This window comes from Stenotrophomonas sp. 1337 (assembly GCF_031455455.1).
GTDB classification, from domain to species: Bacteria; Pseudomonadota; Gammaproteobacteria; order Xanthomonadales; family Xanthomonadaceae; genus Stenotrophomonas; species Stenotrophomonas indicatrix.
In genome coordinates this window covers 211,987-232,092 of sequence record NZ_JAVDSR010000004.1, presented here as the reverse complement: position 1 = coordinate 232,092, position 20,106 = coordinate 211,987, and the positions used below count along the sequence as shown (strand labels likewise).

The window sequence follows — 20,106 nt, the reverse complement described above, 5'->3', positions numbered from 1 at the left end:
GCGATGAATTCCACTGCTATCGCTTCCGACGACTTCCTGGGCCATCCCAAGGGCGTCTACGTCTGCTTCTTCACCGAAATGTGGGAGCGCTTCTCCTTCTACGGCATGAAGGCGCTGCTGCTGCTGTACCTCACCAAGTACCACCTGTTCGGCGACAAGGCCGGGCTGGACCTGCTCGGCGCCTACGGCGGGCTGGTGTACTGCATCCCGGTGTTCGGCGGCATGTTGGCCGACCGCTGGCTGGGCATGCGCCGGGCGGTGCTGTTCGGCGGCATCCTGCTGGTGCTCGGCCACCTCGGCATGGCCTTCGAGGGCCACGCCGCATACCGGGTCAATGGCGAAGTAGTGCGCGACACCTCGGCATTGGCCGTGACCTACCTGTCGCTGGCGCTGATCATCATGGGCGTCGGCTTCCTCAAGCCGAACATCTCCACCATCGTCGGCAAGCTCTACCCGCAGGACGATCCGCGCCGCGATTCGGGCTTCTCGCTGTTCTATGCCGGCATCAACCTGGGCGCCCTGTTCTCTTCGCTGGTGTGCGGTTTCCTGGGCGAGGTCTACGGTTGGAAGTACGGCTTCGGTGCGGCCGGCATCGGCATGCTGGCCGGCCTGGCGATGTTCCTGTGGGGCCAGAAATACCTGCAGGGCCACGCCGAGCCGCCGCAACCGGCAACCTTGAAGCAGAAGGTGCTGGGCCTGCCGCGCGAATGGCTGATCTACCTGTGCGCGGTGATCGGCGTGCTGCCGGTGGCTTGGCTGATGTGGGCGGCCGGCAACGGTGCCTTCGCGCTTGGCGGTGAAATCAGCCTGGCGCTGATGCTGATGCTGGTGGTGTTGGGCGGCGTGCTGGTCTGGTTCGCGTGGTTCACCGGCACCCAGTGCACGCCGGTGCAGCGCCAGCAGATGGTCGCGCTGATGGTGCTGATCTTCATGGCGCTGGTGTTCTTCACGATGTACGAGCAGTCGTATGGTTCGTGGGTGACCTTCACCGACCGCCTGCTGACCAAGGACATCGTACCGGCGTTGGTGATCCGCGAAGGCTCACCGCTTCCGTGGTCGATCCTCTCGCTGCTGCTGGCACCGCTGGGCTTCGTGGTCAGCGCGCGCCTGTCCGAGCGTCGCCCCGGCTCGTCCGCGCCGCGCACGTTCTTCATCGCCATCGTCGCGTTGATGCTGGTGCTGCTGGTACGCGACTGCCTGGTGATTCCGCAGACCGCCGGTTCGCTGACCTACCTCGGCGGCCTGTTCCTGGTGCTGCTGGCGCCGGCCTTCGCCGCGTTGTGGACCTGGATGGACCGCCGTGGCTGGGAACCGGGCAAGCCGGTGAAGTCGGCCTGGGGCCTGGTGATCGGTGCGTTGTCGTTCGTACCGCTGGCGCTGGCCGCGCAGCACGTTGGTGCCACCGGCGAGATGGCCAGCGTCTGGTGGCTGGTGCTGGCCTACTTCCTGCTGGCCAGCGGCGAGATGTGCCTGTCGCCGGTCGGCCTGTCGGCGGTCACCCAGCTGGCGGTGCCACGGGTGATGAGCCTGATGATGGGCACCTGGTTCCTGGCGACGGCCTTCTCCGAAACACTGGCCGCGCTGTTCGGCAAGCTGGCGGCGATCGACGTACCTGAAGGCGAAACGCTGGACATGGCCGCGGCCGCCGGTGCCTATGCGCACCTGTTCTGGCTGCTGATGTGGATCGGCCTGGGCTGCGCGTTGCTGGCCTTCATCGCTGCGCCGCTGTTGAAGCGGATGATGCATGGGGTGAAATAGGACCAATAGCGTCATCACCCAGCGTCAATCACTATTGCTACGACGGAAGCGACAGCACTTTCGTACAAATTGCATGTGCGGCAGGCGAAGGGGGAGGCAGGATGCGCCCTCCCTCGACTCCCCCTCCTCCCCACATGCGCTCTTCCCCTCTGGCCCGCACCCCGCTGGCCCTGCTGATCTCGACCTGTCTGCTCGCCCCGGTTCCGGCCATGGCGGACAGCACGTCCGACACCTGCAAGGACACCGACCAGGTTCATTGCACTTCCGACACCGGCATTTCCGGCTGGTGGTGGGGCGGCCTGGCGGCCGTGGGCCTGGGTGCTGCGGCAGCCGGTGGCGGTGGCGGTGGCGGCAGTGAGGGTGGCAGCGGTGGCGGGGGCACGGCGCCGCCCGGCCAGGAAGGCGGCCAGTTCGGCAACAACCAGGTGCTGTCGGCTGCAGGCACCCAGGTGAACTGGCATCAGCCGGTCACCACCCGTATCGCCGGGCGCGCCCGCAACGAGGGGCAACTGCAGTTGCTGGCAGGCACGCTGCACCTGGTAGGCGAAGGCGAACTGCGCAATACCGGCAGCCTGACCGTCGGAAACACCAGCGCCCTGCGCATCGATGGCGATGCGGACCTGGACAACCATGGCGCGCTGCGCATCGAGGGCGCCCTCGAGCTCGCCGGCGATGGAAGCCTGGAGAACTTCAGCCGGGCCGACTTCATCGGCGCGCGCGTGCAGGCAGCAGGTGAAGCCGAGATCGACAACAACAGTGTCCTGCACGTACAGGGGGGCCAATGGTCTTTCACACAGGATTCGGACCTGGACAACGGCCGCAATGGCGTGCTCGATATCAGTGGCACCAGCTTCGCCCTGCGCGACCGTGCCGAAGTGGAGAATGAAGGCCGCATCCTGGCGCGCGACCTGGCCGCCGGCAGTGCGCTGTTCGATGCAGTGACCGGTGCGTGGGGTACCGATCGCGATGCGATCGATGTGCTCGACAACCGCGGCTATATCCAGCTCGACGGCGACCATGGCAGCGTGCTTCGCCTGGTGGCGGACAGCCAAGCCAGCCACGCCGTCAACCGCAACGGCGCCAGCATCCAGAGTTCGGCACGCAACAGTGCCCTGCTGCACGCCGAAGGCGCGTACGCCACCTTGTTCAACCAGGGCACATTGACCGTCACCGGCGACGGCGCGGTGGCGATGCGCGGAGCGCGCGGCGCCACCCTTGTCAACGATGGCGTGATCAATCTGGGCACGGCCACCGACAGCCAGGGCCGCGGCATGGTGGCCATGCAGTCCGATGGCAGCGCAACGCTGAACAACCGGCGCGGCGGCGTGATCAACATCCATGCCGCCGATTCGTTCGCCTTCCAGATCGCCGCAGGCGGCAGCGGGCGGCTGATCAACAATGGCGTGGTGAACGTGTACGGCCAGCGCAGTGGCCTGCATGCCGATGCTGATACGGCCGCCGCCGACCGCCCGGGCGATGATCTTGGCTGGCAGGCGCCCCGCGGCATCGGTGGTTACACGGTCGGTACCAACGCCGATGGCAGCACCGGCCGGCTGATGTTGCATGACGGTGGACAGCTGCAGGACGTTGCAGTGGATACCGGCTTCACCCGCGGCACCGATGCCTCGCACATCGTACTGCACGATGTGGTCAGCGGCGCCGAAGGCGGCGAGCAGAACATCCGCAGTGCCAGCGTGGTCTGGCACGCACAGGCCGAGCGTGATGAACAGGGCAACGTGGATGTGACCATGCAGCGCCGCGACTACCGCGAACTGGCCGGCGATGACCAGCAGCAGATCGCCTCGGCGCTGGAGAACGCATACCGCAACGATGCGCTGTTCCACAGCCTGGAAGTGGCCGACCAGCACACCTTCCAGAACGCGCTGCAGCAGCTGTCCGGTGCCAGTCTGGTAGGCAGTGCGCTGCGCGTGGCCAGCAATGCCGATGCACTGTGGTCGCAGTTGGCGGCGCAACCGGCCGGGCAGTCGCGCGCACTGGCCTTCGGTGGCGGGCAGGCCAATGCGGCCGGTGTGCGCGGCGATGGCGGTGCGATGCAGGTGGCGCTGCAGCTGCGCGGCGGCCAGATTCTGCAGTTGGCCACGGCTGCACTGTCGGCTGACCTGTCCGCAGGGAGCGGGCAGGATCGGCTGCACTCGCAGTTCGCCGGCATCGGTCTGGCCCAGCAGTGGGGAGCGCTGCAGCTGCGCCACCAGCTTGGCCATGAGCAACACCAGTTGCAGGGTCAGCGCCAGCTCGACTGGGGCCAGACCCGCGAGACCGCGCACAGCCAGCGCCGCATCGGCAGGACGATGCTGGCCACCACGCTCGACATGATGTCTGCACTGGGCAAGGTGCAGTGGCAACCGCGCATCAAGGCCAGCGCCTTCGACCAGCGTGAAGGCGCCTTCCACGAACAGCACGCCAACGGCTTCGGCTTGGCGGTGGCCGCTGGCCGCCTGCAGGGCGTGCAGCTGGAAGTGGGCAGCGCGTTCCAGCGCTCGCTCGGCGCGCAGTGGCACCTTCAGGCCGACGTGGCAGCCAGCCGACCGATGGCACTGCGCGAGCAGGCGCGCTCTGCGCACCTGCTGGGCGCATCGGGCAATACCTTCACCCTGCCCGGCGTACGCCGCAGCGGCGTCGACCACAGGCTGCAGCTGGGCCTGAACTACCAGGCATCGAACCTGGGCTTCGGCGCGCAGCTGTCCAGCCTGCGCCAGTGGGGTGAAAGCGATGTCCGCGCTGACCTTCAGTTCGGCTACCGCTTCCGCTGAAGTACTGGGCGACGGGCGCCTATGCGCCCGTCGCCGTCAGCTCAAGGCGCCTTGTCCTTGTCGGAAGACGTCGCGGCGGCAGCCGTGCTACCGCCCAGGCTGCGTGACAGGAAGGCAAGCAATCGGCTGTAGTAGTCGCGCTGGTTGGCCTCGGCGTACAGGCCATGGCCCTCGCGCGGGTAATACAGCGCTTCCACGGGCACGCCGGCCTGTTTCAATGCCGCTTCCATGCGTTCGGTGTGCTGCACCGGGGCACGCAGATCTTCGCGACCAGCGGCCAGCAGCACGGACACCTTGATGCTCGCCGCAAGATTCACCGGCGACACCGCCGCCAGCGTGGCCGGATCACCCAGCCACTCCTGCAGATAGGTCACGCCGGAGGCGCGATCCTGGATGTCGCCGCGTTTGAACATCAACGGCAGGTCGTACACCCCCACATAGCCTGCCGCGCAGCGGTACAGCCCCGGCTCGCGCACAGCGCCCATCATGGCCGAGTACGCACCGTAGCTGGCACCGTAGATGCAGATGCGTGCGCTGTCGGCGATGCCTTGGCTGATCGCCCAGCGGGTGGCGTCGGTCACATCGTCCTGCATCGCGCGGCCCCATTGCCGGGCAGCGGCCTGGGTATGTGCACGGCCGTAGTTGCCCGAGCCGCGGAAGTTGACCTGCAGCACCGCGTAGCCGGCGTCGGCCAGCAACTGGTTCTCGCGCTCGAAACCACCGTCATCGAACACGCCGATCGGGCCACCATGCGGGACCACCACCATCGGCAGGTTGTGGCCATCACTGCCCCTGGGCAGGGTCAGGAAGCCATGCAGCGGCAGGCCGTCCCGTGCAGCCAGGGTGACCGGGCGAACGCTGGCACCGCCATCGCGATCGAACCAGCGATGGCGGCTGGTGAGGAACGCGGCGTTGCGGGTGGCGGTGGTGTACAGGAAATAGTCGCCGGGATTGGTCGCAGAGCTCACCTTCACCAGCAGCCGCGCGTTGTCGCGGGTGCCGGTGAGCAGGCTCACGACCTGCCCGGGAAACGCCTTTTCAAGCCTGCGCTGGGTGCTGGCGGTCGGCGACTGCTCATCAAAAAAGGCGGTGCGCGTGACGGCGCCGACGAACTGGATACCCACCGGCACGCGCGTGCCGGGCTGGTAGACCACGCGGGTGGGGTCGACGGTGTCGTCCTGCAGCAGCGTACGCCGTTCTCCGCTGACCGGGTCCCAGCTGACCACCGTATCGGGGCCACGGGCCTGCTCCACCACCAGGTAGGCCAGCCGATTATCGGCGGAGAAGCCGATCGGGCGTTCGATGCGATGGCTGCTGCCTTCGTCGTTGACCAGGGTCCACTGATCGCGGTCCTGGCGATAGTAGAGCTTGTTGACGTTGTCGGCGGCGGCACCGTGGGCGAAGCGCAGTTCACCTTGATTGTCGGTGGTGAACGTTGCGCGCTGCACCGGCGAGCGCGAGACCAGGACGCGGCGCCCGGTGATGACATCCATCCGTTCCAACCGCGTATTGGTGTCGTTGGCAAATGGCCACAGCGAGATCAACACGTTGCGCTCGTCGGCAGCCAGCGGATCGGCCAGGAATGCAGCCACCTGCTCGGCCACCCGTCCGGTCACGAAGCCGGGCTCGTCCGGGCGCGCACGGTAACCGACCAGCAGATCACCGCGCTTGCCATTGGCATCGATGGCATACAGTTCGCCGGTCGGCCGTGGCTGGTCCAGTGGCCCCCATTTCTCGGCCAGGCCGATGAGCAGGCGGGTGTCACTCACCCAGTCGACCTCGGCTGCATGATTGTTGCGTGGCGGCCGGAAATTGCCGACCAGTTCCATCGTGTCGGTACGCAGCACCGCCACGGCAGTTGCGCCGTCCAGTGGCAAGGTCATGGCCAGGTACTCGCCTGTGGGCGAGAGCTGGATGTCATTGAACTCCGCGCGGCGCACGTAGCCGTCCAGCGGAACCTCCGCAGCCTCCGCCCCACCCACGCCGCAGATGGCCATCAATGCAGCCAGCACCGTTGCATGCTTCATAATGTTCTCCTTGAAGCCGGGCATCCCCCTGCCCGGCACCGGGTCCGCAGCGCGCGGCGCGCCTGTCTTACGGTGCCTTGTCGGCGCCTGCGGTCGCGCTGGTGCTGGCGGTGCTGCCGCCCAGGCTGCGTGACAGGAAGGCCAGCAGCCTGCTGTAGTACTCGCGCTGGTGCTCAGGCCGGTGGAAACCGTGCCCTTCGGTGCGGTAGTACAGGCTCTCCACCGGTGAGCCGGCCGCCTTCAGCGCTGCTTCCATGCGCTCGGTGTGCTTGATCGGCGCACGCGTGTCTTCGCCGCCAGCGGCCAGGAACACCGGCACTTTCAGCTGTGCGGCCAGGTTCACCGGCGAACGGGTTCCCAGGGTCTTCGGATCGCCTACCCATTCGCGCTGCCAGGCCATGGCCGAATCGCTCAACTGTGCCTCACCACTGAACATCAGCGGCAGGTCGTACACACCGACGTAGCCTGCCGCGCACTGGTACAGCCCGGGTTCGCGGATCGGCCCCATCATCGCGGCATACGCACCGTAGCTGGCCCCATAGATGCAGATGCGGTTGCTGTCGGCGATGCCCTCTGCGATGGCCCAGCGGGTGGCGTCGGTCACATCGTCCTGCATGGCCGCGCCCCACTGCTTCGCACCCGCCTGGGTGAACGCGCGGCCATAGTTGGCCGAACCACGGAAGTTGACCTGCAACACGGCATACCCTGCCGCCGCCAGCATCTGCGGCTCGTCGCTGTAGCTGCCCTCATCGAATACGCCGATAGGGCCACCGTGCGGCAGCACCACCAACGGCAGATTGCGCCCTTCGCTGCCCGGCGGCAGGGTCAGGAAGCCGTGCAGCGGCAGTCCGTCGCGCGCCTTCAGCGAGAACGGACGCACGGTGGCGGCCAGTTTCGGGTCGATCCATTCGCTGCGGCTGAGCAGATGCTCGGCCGCCTTCGCGCGGGTGTCGAACAGGTAGAAATCCCCGGGGTTGCTGCCCGACCACGTCTGCACCACCACCTTGCCGCCATCGCGGGTACTGGAGGTGATGAACACCGGGCCGCCGAACGCCGCCTCAAGGCTGCGGTACTGACGGGCATCGGCGCCCTTCTCATCGAAGAACCGCGTGCGCGGTGCATCGCCGGCAAACAGCGCGCCCACCGGCACGCGGGTGCCCGGGCGGAAGATGATCGCGTAGGGGTCGACCACGCCATCGCGCAGCACCTCGCGCCGTTGGCCGGTCTGCGGGTTCCAGCTGACGATGGCATCGGGCCCGGTGGGCTGCTCGACCTGCAGATAGGCCAGCGCGCCATCTTCGGAGAAGCCGATTGCGGTTTCTATCCGGTGGCTCAGCGACTCGTCATTGACCAGCGACCACTGCGCATTGGTCCCGGCGCGGTAGTAGAGCTTGTTGACGTTGTCCGACGCTGCGCCGTGGGCGAAGCGCACTTCACCCTGATGATCGGTAGTGAAATCGGCACGCTGCACGGGTGAACCGGAAACGCGCACGCGACGCCCACTGACCACGTCAAGCCGCTCGACCCGGGTGTAGGGGTCCTCGGCGAAGGGCCATACCGCGATCAGCACATTGCGGTCGTCGCCCGCCAGTTCGTCGGTGAGGAAGGCCGCGACGTCCTCCACCTTCTTCGGCTGGATGCGCGTGCCCAACCCGCGCCCCTGCACGCGGTAGCCGACCAGCAGTTCCCCGCCCTTGCCATCGACGTTGACCCCGTACAGTTCACCGGTGGGCCGCGGCGTATCGAGTACTCCGAGCTTCTCGGCCAGGCCGACCAGCAGGCGCTCGTTGCTCACCCATTCAAAGGTGTTGGCGTGGTTCTTGTCCTGCGGGCGGAACACGCCGGCAGGCTTGCGGTCGGACGTGCGCAGGATGACCAGCGCGGTGGAATCGTCCAGCGGTACGGTGCCGGCAACGTAGTCGCCGCCGGGCGAGAGCTTGACGTTCGAAAACGACTCCGGTTTCAGGTACTTCTCCAGCTCCACCCCGCCGGTACCCGCCGACGTCCCGCCCACCACCGCGCACAACAGCGCGGCAAGTACAGTCCTTCGCATCCTTCCCCCTCCCTGCCCGGACACCCTGTCCAGATTCGCCGATTCTAGGCAGGCCCGCGATGGCTCCGCCAGTGGCGAGGCCGCCATCGCCGGACTCAGGGCGCCTTCTCCGCATTGCCAGCGGCCGTCACCTGCGCCGTTGCTCCGCCCAGGCTGCGCGACAGGAACGCCAGCAGGTGGCCGTAGTAGTCGCGCTGGTTGGCCAGGTTGTACAGCCCATGCCCTTCGTTCTTGTAGTACAGGGCCTGCACAGGCGTTCCGGCCTGCTTCAATGCCGCCTCCATCCGCTCGGTATGCACCACCGGTGCGCGCTGGTCTTCGCGGCCGGCGGCCAGCAGCACCGGCACGCCAACCTGCGCGGCCAGGTTGACCGGCGAGCGTTCGACAAGATCCTTGGGCCGTCCCAGCCACTCGCGCAGGTAGATCAACCCGGATTCGTCACTCTGGATATCCCCGCGCGCATACATCAAGGGCAGGTCGTAGATGCCAACGTAACCTGCCGCACAACGGTAAAGACCCGGCTCGCGCACCGTCCCCATCAGCGCCGCATAGGCGCCGTAGCTGGCCCCATAGATGCAGATGCGTTCACGGTCGGCAATTCCCTGCTCGATGGCCCAGCGCGTGGCATCGGTCACATCATCCTGCATCGCCGCGCCCCACTGTTTGCGCGCAGCCTGCGCATGTGCGCGCCCGTAACCGGCCGAGCCACGGAAATTCACCTGCAGCACGGCATAGCCGGCGGCCGCCAGCATCTGCGTCTCGGTGGAGTACGTGCCATCGTCCAGGACCCCGATCGGACCGCCATGCGGCACCACCACCATCGGTAGCGCGCGCATCGGCCCCCCCGGTGGCACGGTAAGGAACCCATGCAGGGGGCGGCCGTCGCGGGCCTGCAAGGTGATGGCGCGTACGTCGGCACTCTGCGCCGGGTCGATCCAGTCGCTGCGGCTGATCAGGTGCCGGGCGCGCTTGCCCAGCGTGTCATACAGGTAGAAATCACCCGGATTACGGCCCGACCAGGATTCCACCAGGACAGTGCTGCCGTTGCGGGTGCTGGAGGTGATGTATACCGGAGCACCCAGCGCGGTTTCCAGGCTGCGATAAAGCCGGGCATCCTCCGAGGTCTCATCGAAGAAGCGCGTGCGTGGGGTAGTGCCCATGAACAGCGCGCCCACCGGCACCTGCGTACCGGGGCGGTGGATGATGCGTGCAGGGTCGGCGATCTCATCACGCAGAACCGTTCGCCGCTCGTTGCTCTGCGGGTCCCAGCTGACGATCACGTCTGGGCCTTCGGCCTGCTCCACCTGCAGATAGGCCAGGCGGCCGTCGGCCGAGAAGCCGATGGCCGCTTCGTTGCGCGGGTTCAAGGCCTCATCGTGCAGCAGTATCCATTCGCTGCTGGCACCGGCGCGGTAATACAGCTTCTTTTTCTGGTCAGGTCCGACGCCGTAAGCGAAGCGCACTTCGCCCCGGGCGTCGGTAGTGAAGGCGGCCTGCGCGATCGGCGCGCGCGCGACCGCGTTGCGGCGACCGGTGCTCACGTCCATGCGTTCGATCTGGGTGGCCGCGTTGTCGGTGAACGGAGTGACCGCCACCAGCACGTTGCGATCGTCGTCCTTCAACTCATCGGTGAGGAAAGCCGCCACCATTCCCGCAGGCTTGACCTTGATGTTGGTGCCCAGTCCGGTTTCAGCGGTGCGGTAGCCGACCAGCAGTTCTCCCCCCTTGCCGTTGGCGTTGATGCCGAACAGCTCGCCGGTGGGCGCCGGTCGATCCAGCACACCCAGCTTCTGCGCCATGCCCACCAGCAGGCGTTCATTGCTTACCCAGTCGAAGGTATGGGCGTGGTTGTTGCGGGGTGGGCGGAAGGTGCCGACCATCTTCATGTCGGCGATCCGGTAGATCGCCAGCGCCGTACCCGCCTCGATCGGAACCGTGGCAGCCACGTACTCGCCGCCCGGCGAAATCTTGATGTCGGCGAATGCTTCCTGCCGCAGGTAGCGGTCCAGGTCCACCCCGCCGGTACCCGCCGACGTCCCGCCCACCACCGCGCACAGCAGCGCGGCAAGCACAATCCTGCGCATCCTTCCCCCTGAGAACGGACTCCCTGCCCGCGGTCTCGATTCTAGGCAGGCAAGCAGCCGCGCCGCCAGTGGGCAGAAAAAACGACGGCACCGTTGCCGGTGCCGTCGTTGCCACTACCTTGGAGAGAGAGTAAGGACGTGGGTTCGGGGGGCGTGCGCCGGGTCAATGGACCCCGCGCACCGCCAGAGTGAGGGCCAGGATGCTGAGGATCACCGCGATGGTGCCGTCCAGCACGCGCCAGGTGCTGGGCTTGGTGAACAGCGGCGCCAGCAGGCGCGCGCCCAGGCCCTGCGCGGTCAGCCACAGGCAGCTGGCGGTGACCACGCCGGCCGCGAAGGCCATGCGCGCATTGCCGAAGTTCTCGGCGATGGAGCCGATCACCATCATGTCCAGCCAGAAGTGCGGATTGATCAGCGAGAAGCCGACTGCCGCCATCAGCACCGCACGACGGCTGCCGTCATCACTGTCGGCTTCGCCCATGCCACCGCCACCGGCGATCGCACGGCGTGCCGACTTCATCGCATACCAGGCCAGGAAGGCCACACCGGTCCAGAGGACGGCGGTGGTCAGCCACGGCAGCGCGGTGGTGAGCGTGCGCAGGCCGGCCACGCTGGCGAAGATGAAGATTGCATCGATGGCCGCGCAGGTGGCGACCACCGGCACGATGTGCTTGCGCAGGATGCCCTGGCGCAGGATGAAGGCGCTCTGGGCGCCGACCACGGCAAACAGGCCGATGCCGGTAGCCGCACCACTGAACCAGGCACCAAGGCCGGTGCTGGCGGAGATGACCGAGAACATGGGATTCACTACCTTGTCTTGCTTGGGGGGAGCGGTGCCTCGCGAAGGCGGACAGCACCGGAACGGGCGCCATTGTCGCGCCGCAACATAGAAAAGACGAGCTAAACTTACTAAACCAACATTAGCGGAGCTTAATCGCCATGCGCATCGACCATGCCCAGCTGCGGGCCCTGGCTGCGGTGATCCGCGAAGGCAGCTTCGACCGTGCCGCGCAGTCGCTCAACGTCACCCCCTCGGCCATCTCGCAGCGGGTCAAGGCACTGGAAGACCGCATCGGCCGCCTGCTGGTCAAGCGCGGCACGCCTGCGACCGCGACTGCCGAGGGCCAGTTGCTGGTGCAGCTGGCCGAGCAGACCGCCCTGCTGGAGCACGACGCGCTGCACCGGATGGGCCTGGCCGACGAGGACCTGCCGCAGGCCAGCATCCCCGTAGCGGTGAACCACGACAGCCTGGAGACCTGGTTCCCACAGGCCGCCCAGCAGTTCGCGCAGGGCACCGGCACCACCCTGGACCTGCGGGTGGAGGACCAGGACCACACCGTCGAACTGCTGCGCCAGGGCACCGTGCTGGGGGCCGTGACCACCCTGGACGAGCCGGTGCAGGGCTGCCAGATCCACGCGCTGGGCAGCATCCGCTACGCCGCCACCTGTACGCCGGAGTTCCGCGAGCAGCACTTCGCCAAGGGCGTGACCGCACAGGCGCTGGCGCAGGCACCGGTGCTGGTGTTCAACCGCAAGGACGACATGCAGTCGCGCTTTGCCCGGCGCATGGCCGGCGCCGACCTGCCCAGCACCGCGCCGACGTGGTGGATTCCCTCCACCCGCGCCTTCGTGCAGGCCAATCTGGGCGGGCTGGGCTGGACGATGAACCCGCTGCCGCTGGTCAAGCGCCATCTGGACGCCGGGCGCCTGGTCTACGTGCGGCAGCGCGCGTGGGAAGACGTGCCGCTGTACTGGCAGCACTGGAAAGGCGACGTGCAGACGATGGCGCTGCTGACCCGGGCAGTGCTGGACGCCGCCTCGGCACTGGTGCAGCGCAGGCGCTGAAGAGGGGACGGAGAGGATCAAGTCGCTTGTGCTACAAACGCCTTGATCCCCTCCGCCCCCTTTTCATGCAAGCATCGGTGCAACCGACGAGGGGGCTGACCGATGGAAACCGAACCGGTATTCCTGCATATCCGCGTGGTGATGGGGATCATCCTCGGCCTGTCCATCACCACCCTGCTGAAGGGGCTGGCGCAGATCATCGAACACCCGCAGCGGCGTGGCTGTTCGGCGCTGCACCTGTGCTGGGTGGTGTGGACGCTGGTATCGCTGGTGACCTTCTGGTGGTGGGAGTTCCGCCTGGTTGAGGTACACCGTTGGACGTTTGAAATCTATCTGTTCGTGATCACCTACTGCGCGACCTGGTTCCTGCTGTGCGCGCTGCTGTTTCCCGAAGACCTGCGCGAGTACGGAAGTTACGGCAACTATCTGATGCAGCGTCGACGCTGGATCTTCGGGGTGGTCGCGATATTGACCCTTCTGGATCTTGTGGATACCGCGATCAAAGGGGGAAGCCGATGGCGGCTGCTGGGCGAGGCCTACCCCCTGCATACGGTGCTGATGCTCATCGTCGCCGCGCTGGGCTGGCATCTGCGCAGTACGCGCGCGCAAGTGGGGCTGGCCGCAGCGACGCTGGCCTATCAACTGGGCTACTTCGCGGCGGAGTACTTCACCATCGGCAGTGAGTGAGGAGCGCCGCCGGTCTCCATCCAATCTCCATAGGCGTCGGCCACAATCGCCCGGATCCATTCGACCGCAGGTTTCCCAGATGACGATCCACTACCGCAATGCCCGTCCCGAGGACGCCGCCGCCTGCATCGACCTGCGCGGGCGTACCCGCGAGAACGCCTTCAGTGCAGCGCAACTGGCCGAGCTGGGCATCACCGAAGAAAGCTGGGCCGCAGGTATCGCCGATGGCGATTCGATTGGCCGCGTCGCCTGGGAGGGCCAACGGATGGCCGGTTACTGCTTTGCCGACCGCGAAAGCGGCGAGGTGCTGGTGCTGGCCCTGCTGCCGGAATTCGAGAACCGTGGCATCGGCCGGCAACTGCTGCAGGACGTGGTCAGCCTGAGCCGCGATGCCGGCCACAGCCGCCTGTTCCTGGCCTGCTCGGCCGACCCGCGCTCGCGTTCCCATGGCTTCTACCGGCACCTGGGCTGGAAGGCGACCGGCGAGATCGATGAGGCCGGTGACGAGATCCTTGAGCTGGCGTGATCGAGGGCATCGCCGGGCGTGGCCCGGCGCTACCGGGTGAGGGTGCCGCGAGCCGTCGGATGCTGCGTTGCATCAAAATCGGACCGGAAGCGGTTAAAATTGCCACAGGAATGCTGCAAGGCGTTGTTTCTTCACGCTCTTTCCCTGTTTCTTGCGCATCCTGACCCCCTTCCCCGCCAACGATCCCGCCCCCATGAAGAAATTTGGCAAGGCCCTGCTCGCCCTGCTCGTGCTGCTGTTGCTGGTGGCCGCGCTGTTCCTGTACTGGCCGCTGACCCAGCGCTCGGTGCCCGCCGCGAACAACGACAAGCCCGTCGATGTCGTGCTGGTCGGCGCCGGCATCATGAGCATCACCCTGGCCACCTACCTGCAGGAACTGCAGCCGGACTGGAACATCCAGGTCTACGAGCGTCTCGACGGCGTCGCCGGTGAAAGCTCGGACGGCTGGAACAACGCCGGCACCGGCCACTCGGCATTCGCCGAACTGAACTACACCCCGGAACTGCCCGATGGCAGCATCGAGACCAAGCGCGCGGTCGGCATCGCCGAATCGTTCGAAGTCTCGCGCCAGTTCTGGTCGCACCAGGTGAAGGAAGGGCGGCTGAGCCAGCCCAGCGACTTCATCAACCCGACCCCGCACATGAGCTTCGTCTGGGGCGATGACAACATCGCCTACCTGCACAAGCGCCAGCAGGCGCTGGTGAAGAACCCGCTGTTCTACGGCATGCAGTACTCCGAGGACCCGGCGCAGATCAAGCAGTGGGCACCGCTGCTGATGGAAGGCCGCGACCCGAAGCAGAAGGTTGCCGCAACGTGGATGCCGCTGGGCACCGACGTCAACTTCGGCGTCATCACCCGCCAGCTGACCGCCGGCCTGCAGCACAGCCCGAACTTCGGCCTGCACCTCAACCACGAGGTCAGCGCACTGCGGCAGAACGCGGACAAGAGCTGGAACGTGACGGTGAAGGATCTCAAGGCCGGCACCGAATCGACCACCCACGCCCGCTTCGTGTTCATCGGTGCCGGTGGCGCGGCGCTGAAGCTGCTGCAGATGTCGGGCATCCCGGAATCGAAGGACTACGCCGGCTTCCCGGTGGGCGGCCAGTTCCTCGCCTTCCAGGGCCAGGACGTGACCTCGCGCCATGGCGTGAAGGCCTATGGCATGGCCGAGACCGGTTCGCCGCCGATGTCGGTGCCGCACCTGGATGCGCGCAAGCTGGATGGCAAGCCGGTGGTCCTGTTCGGGCCGTTCGCGCTGTACAGCACCAAGTTCCTCAAGCACGGCTCGTGGTGGGACCTGTATTCGTCGGTCAACCACAACAACGTCGGTCCGATGCTGGAAGTGGGCAAGGACAACCTGGACCTGGTGCAGTACCTGATGGGCCAGGCGCGCCTGAACGATGCCGATCGCCAGGCCGAACTGGTCAAGTACTTCCCCAATGCCAAGCCGGGCGACTGGAAGCTGGTCACCGCCGGCCAGCGCGTGCAGATCATCAAGCGTGATCCGCTGAAGGGCGCGGTGCTGCAGTTCGGTACCGAGATCGTGACCGACAAGGACCACACCCTCGCTGCGCTGCTGGGTGCCTCGCCGGGCGCTTCGACCTCGCCGCCGATCATGCTGGACCTGATGGCCAAGGCCTTCCCGGAACAGATGAAGGCCGGTTGGGAAGCCCGCCTGCGCGAGATCGTTCCCTCGTACGGCCGCAAGCTCAACGAGAGTGCCGCGCTGACCAACGAGATCCGCACGTTGACCAGCCAGACCCTGCACCTGCCCTACCTGGAGGTTCCGGTGGAAGCAGGTACGACGCCTGCACTGGCACCGACGGCCGCGGCGGCCCCGGCCAAGGAAAAGCGCAACGCCAACGAAGAGCTGCAGGCGCTGTAAGCCTGCGCTTGGCGGATGCCTGCGGACGGCCACCTTCGGGTGGCCGTCTGCGTTTGCGCGCGGCGACGGGGCGGATCCCTCCCGCACGGGAGGGCTCTGACCCATTCCGGGAGACCCCTCGCAGGGTCAGAGCCCAGTGCCTGCGGCAATGGGATCCGACCCCGCCCTGACGCTTGCTGCGCGCCTGAAAGCCCCTGCGCAATGACGCGAATTGTAATGTTGTTAAGAATTATTTACATTTGCATCCTGCGCAGTGACCGCGCCCCTCCAGATGGACCTGATGTGCCCGAAGCCGCCGCCCGGGTGCTGGACGACTGTTGCCACCCCTTCCCCGCCTCCACGCTTCGAGCCCGCCATGACCCAGATTTTCCCCAGCCGCCTGCCCCGCCGTGCGCTGCTGCCCGCTGCCCTGCTGTCCTGCCTCACCTTGGCTGCGCCGTCGGCATTGGCCGAGGTCGCTGCCGACGCCTCCAACGCCAAGACCCTGGACCGGGTGAGCGTGCGCGCCGAGCAGTCCGCGCCACCATCGAGCACCACCCGCCTGCCGATCACCCTGCAGGAAACACCGCAGTCGTCGACGGTGATCGGCCTGCAGCGCCTGCAGGACGAATCGTTGTTCAGCCTCAACGACGTGATGCGCAATGTCACCGGCGTCAGCGTGTCCTTCTATGACACCCAGCGCCCGCTGTACTACGCGCGTGGTTTTGCCATCACCGATTTCCAGGTGGATGGCATTCCGACCTACAGCGGCTCGACCAACCAGGAATACGACACCGCCTTCTATGACCGGGTGGAAGTGATCCGCGGCGCCAACGGCCTGCTCAGCGGCGCGGGTGTGCCGTCGGCCACGGTGAACCTGCTGCGCAAGCGCCCGGGCAAGGAGTTCGACGCTTCGTTCTCGGTCAGTGCCGGCAGCTGGGACTACCGCCGCATGGAAGCGGACGTGACCGCACCACTGACCGCCGACGGCCGCTTCCGCAGCCGCGTGGTCGCCGCCTACACCGATCGCGATTTCTATTACGACCGCTACAAAGAGAACAAGATGGCCGGCATGGCCGTGCTGGAAGGCGATGTGACCGACAGCACCACGGTGACCGTCGGCTACCAGACCCAGGACAACAACCCGGTGGGCTCGACCTGGGGCACCGTGCCGTTCTTCGACAGCCAGGGCAACTTCGCCCATCTGCCGCGCTCGACCAACCTGGCACCGAAGTGGAGCTACTGGCAGCGCGAGACCAGCACGGTGTTCGCCAACCTGGAGCAGCGCTTCGGTGACAACTGGCTGCTGAAGATCAACACCGCCTACACGCGTGGCAACGTGCAGAACATGCGCCTGTACGGCACCGGCAATCCCGACCCGGTGACCGGCGCGGGCATCTACCTGCGCACCGCCGCCGGCGATTCGGAAGACACCCGCCGCAACGTCGACGCCTACCTGACCGGCACCTTCAACCTGTGGGGCCAGCAGCACGACGTGACCGTGGGCGCGCAGTGGGCCGACCTGGAAGGCACCACCAACACCCTTGCGCTGAACTATCCGCGTGACTGGGCTCGTTGCGGCAGCGAGCGCTGCTACTACATTCCCAACGTGCACACCTGGGATGGCGACATCTCCGAAGTGACCTACACCCTCACCGGCGCGCGCCGCGTGGCCAAGACCACGCAGAGCGGCTTCTACCTGGCCACCCGCCTGCGCCTGGCCGATCCGCTGGCGCTGATCGCCGGCGCACGCCTGAGCCGCTGGCAGACACAGACCCGCGCCTACAACGCGGCCGGCGCTTACACCGCCACCAGCGGCGCATACAAGGTGAGCGATGAAATCACCCCGTACGTGGGCCTGGTGTATGACATCACCCCGAACGTGGCGGCCTATGCCAGCTACACCGAGATCTTCAACCCGCAGAACTACAAGGACCGCAACGAGAACCTGCTGGCGCCAGTGCAGGGGTCCAACCTGGAAGCGGGCCTGAAGACGCAGTGGTTCGACGGTCGCCTGACCGCCAACGCGGCGGTGTTCGAAGCCAAGCAGGACAACTACGCGGTGCGTGACATGAGCGTGCCGGAAGGCTCACTCAGCGACGGCAGCTCGGCCTACATCGGCGTCAACGGCACCAAGGCGCGCGGCTGGGAAGTGGACGTCAACGGCGAGATCCTGCCGGGCTGGACGGTCAATGCCGGCTATACCCACGTCAAGGTGACCCGCGCGGCCACCGATCTGCTGTACGCCAATCCGGCCGAAGACCTGCTGCAGCTCAACACCCAGCTGCAGCTGCGCGGCGCGCTGGAACGCCTGAGCATCGGCGGTGGCGTGCAGTGGCAGAGCAAGGTGCAGGGCTACAACATCCCCTACCCGCTCGGCGGCACGGTGACGGTGAACCAGCCGGCGTATGCGCTGGTGCAGTTCAACGCCAACTACCGCATCAGCGACAACTGGACGGCGACGCTGAGCGTGCGCAACGCGCTGGACAAGACCTACTGGGCCAACCTGGACTACAACAACTACGGCGAACCGCGCTTCGTGGCGGCCAGCCTGCGCTGGAAGTTCTGAGCAACCCGGGAACGGTGGGTGCCGACCATTGGGGGGTGCCCACTGTTTGGGATGGGTGTCGACCATTGGGGGGTGCCCACTGTTTGGGATGGGTGCCGACCGTTGGGGGTGGGTGCCGACCGTTGGTCGGCACGCTTCTGACGCTCCGCCACGACCCACGGTCGTGGCCCACCTGAATGGGCCCGCCTTCGCGCGGGCCTTTTCTTTGCTGCACTGCGGGTTGCACACCCCTCCGTAATTATGGCGTAATTATTCCAACGCCATTCGGAAGTCCGTCGATGAACCCGAGTTGGGACACGCTGGAGCGGGGCCGCCAGGCGCGGCTGGAACGCGCCGCGCCATGGGCCAGGGGCCACGAGGTGGCGGCTGGCGATGTCGCCGAGCTGCTGCACGCGCTGCTGGAGCCGGGCGACAAGGTCTGCCTGGAAGGCAACAACCAGAAGCAGGCCGACTTCCTCGCCCAGACGCTGGCCGACCTCGACCCGGCACGGGTGCATGACCTGCACATGGTGCAGTCGGTGCTGTCGCTGCCCTCGCACCTGGATGTGTTCGAACGCGGCATCGCCTCCAGGCTGGACTTCTCCTTCTCCGGGCCGCAGTCGGTGCGGCTGGCCAACCTGGTGGCCGAAGGACGCATCCAGATCGGTGCCATCCACACCTACCTGGAACTGTTCGGCCGCTACTTCATCGACCTCACGCCGCGTGTGGCACTGGTCGCGGCGCAGGCTGCCGACCGCCACGGCAATCTCTACACCGGCCCCAACACCGAAGACACGCCGGTGATCGTGGAGGCCACCGCATTCGGTGGCGGCATCGTCATCGCCCAGGTCAACGAGATCGTCGACACCCTCCCCCGCGTCGATATTCCTGCCGACTGGGTCAACTTCGTGGTGCAGGCGCCGCGCCCGAACCATATCGAACCGCTGTTCACCCGCGATCCGGCACAGATCTCCGAGATCCAGGTGCTGATGGCGATGATGGCGATCAAGGGCATCTACGCCGAGTACGGGGTGAACCGGCTCAACCATGGCATCGGTTTCGATACCGCAGCAATCGAACTGCTGCTGCCGACCTACGCCGAGTCGCTGGGGCTGAAGGGAAAGATCTGCCAGCACTGGGCACTCAATCCGCACCCGGCGCTGATTCCAGCCATCGAATCGGGTTTCGTCAAATCCGTGCACTCGTTCGGGTCGGAACTGGGCATGGAGAAGTACATCGCCGCGCGCGGGGATGTGTTCTTCACCGGCGCCGATGGTTCGATGCGCTCCAACCGTGCGTTCTCGCAGACCGCAGGGCTGTATGCCTGCGACATGTTCATCGGCTCCACCCTGCAGATCGACCTGCAGGGCAACAGCTCCACCGCAACGCGCGACCGCATCGCCGGCTTTGGCGGTGCACCCAACATGGGTTCGGATGCACGCGGCCGCCGCCACGCCAGCGACGCCTGGATCAAGGCCGGCCAGCAGGCCGCGCGGCCCGGCGAGATGCCACGCGGGCGCAAACTGGTGGTGCAGATGGTGGAAACCTTCCGCGAGCACATGGCGCCGGCCTTCGTCGACCGCCTCGATGCCTGGGAACTGGCCGAGCGCGCGAGCATGCCGCTGCCGCCGGTGATGATCTACGGCGACGACGTCAGCCATGTGCTGACCGAGGAAGGCATCGCCAACCTGCTGCTGTGCCGCAGCCCGGAAGAACGCGAGCAGGCGATCCGCGGCGTGGCCGGCTATACCGCCGTGGGCAGGGGACGCGACCGCGCCATGGTGGAAAATCTGCGCGACCGCGGAGTGATCCGCCGCCCGGACGATCTCGGCATCAACGTGCGCGATGCCAGCCGCGATCTTCTTGCCGCGCGTTCGGTGAAAGACCTGGTGCGCTGGTCCGGCGGTCTGTACGACCCGCCCAAGCGCTTCCGCAACTGGTAA

The 20,106-nt window shown here is 66.6% G+C and carries 12 protein-coding genes; 8 read left to right on the top strand and 4 right to left on the bottom strand.

What is annotated here, in order from left to right; genetic code table 11:
- Window positions 1-3 precede the first annotated feature (3 nt).
- Entirely contained in the window at window positions 4-1,758 is a 1,755-nt protein-coding gene (locus tag J2X70_RS08535; protein ID WP_033830614.1) for an oligopeptide:H+ symporter, read from the top strand.
- Window positions 1,759-1,892: 134 nt separating this feature from the next.
- A complete protein-coding gene (locus J2X70_RS08530) occupies window positions 1,893-4,529 on the top strand; it encodes a hypothetical protein (protein WP_309909901.1) in 2,637 nt (878 codons plus the stop codon).
- 41 nt (window positions 4,530-4,570) lie between these two features.
- Here the strand turns inward: J2X70_RS08530 and J2X70_RS08525 are convergent, their stop codons facing one another.
- From J2X70_RS08525 to J2X70_RS08510, 4 genes are all read right to left on the bottom strand, one after another.
- Entirely contained in the window at window positions 4,571-6,556 is a 1,986-nt protein-coding gene (locus J2X70_RS08525) for a prolyl oligopeptidase family serine peptidase (RefSeq protein WP_309909899.1), read from the bottom strand.
- 67 nt (window positions 6,557-6,623) lie between these two features.
- On the bottom strand, window positions 6,624-8,609 hold the full coding sequence (locus J2X70_RS08520; protein ID WP_309909897.1) for a S9 family peptidase: 1,986 nt from the start codon (window positions 8,607-8,609) through the stop codon (window positions 6,624-6,626).
- A gap of 95 nt (window positions 8,610-8,704) precedes the next feature.
- Complete coding sequence (locus J2X70_RS08515) at window positions 8,705-10,693, bottom strand: S9 family peptidase (RefSeq protein WP_309909895.1); 1,989 nt, start codon at window positions 10,691-10,693, stop codon at window positions 8,705-8,707.
- 163 nt (window positions 10,694-10,856) lie between these two features.
- Window positions 10,857-11,492 (bottom strand): LysE family transporter, encoded by a 636-nt coding sequence (locus J2X70_RS08510; RefSeq protein ID WP_025873889.1) that lies wholly within the window; start codon window positions 11,490-11,492, stop codon window positions 10,857-10,859.
- A 140-nt stretch (window positions 11,493-11,632) separates the two neighbouring features.
- Here J2X70_RS08510 and J2X70_RS08505 point away from each other — a divergent pair, with 140 nt between their 5' ends.
- The 6 genes from J2X70_RS08505 to mdcA all read left to right on the top strand — a co-directional run bounded on the left by J2X70_RS08505 (window position 11,633) and on the right by mdcA (window position 20,106).
- Window positions 11,633-12,538, top strand: coding sequence for a LysR family transcriptional regulator ArgP (locus tag J2X70_RS08505; RefSeq protein ID WP_025873890.1), 906 nt, complete (start codon window positions 11,633-11,635; stop codon window positions 12,536-12,538).
- A gap of 102 nt (window positions 12,539-12,640) precedes the next feature.
- Entirely contained in the window at window positions 12,641-13,225 is a 585-nt protein-coding gene (locus tag J2X70_RS08500) for a hypothetical protein (protein ID WP_309909893.1), read from the top strand.
- 79 nt (window positions 13,226-13,304) lie between these two features.
- Window positions 13,305-13,751: a GNAT family N-acetyltransferase gene (locus tag J2X70_RS08495; protein ID WP_134832150.1), complete on the top strand. Its 447-nt coding sequence runs from the start codon at window positions 13,305-13,307 to the stop codon at window positions 13,749-13,751.
- Window positions 13,752-13,944: 193 nt separating this feature from the next.
- A complete protein-coding gene (mqo, locus tag J2X70_RS08490) occupies window positions 13,945-15,636 on the top strand; it encodes a malate dehydrogenase (quinone) (protein ID WP_309909891.1) in 1,692 nt (563 codons plus the stop codon).
- A gap of 355 nt (window positions 15,637-15,991) precedes the next feature.
- Complete coding sequence (locus J2X70_RS08485; RefSeq protein ID WP_301867020.1) at window positions 15,992-18,184, top strand: TonB-dependent siderophore receptor; 2,193 nt, start codon at window positions 15,992-15,994, stop codon at window positions 18,182-18,184.
- Window positions 18,185-18,462: 278 nt separating this feature from the next.
- The gene (gene mdcA, locus J2X70_RS08480; RefSeq protein WP_033830608.1) at window positions 18,463-20,106 is read left to right on the top strand and encodes a malonate decarboxylase subunit alpha; all 1,644 of its coding nucleotides are present in this window, start codon (window positions 18,463-18,465) and stop codon (window positions 20,104-20,106) included.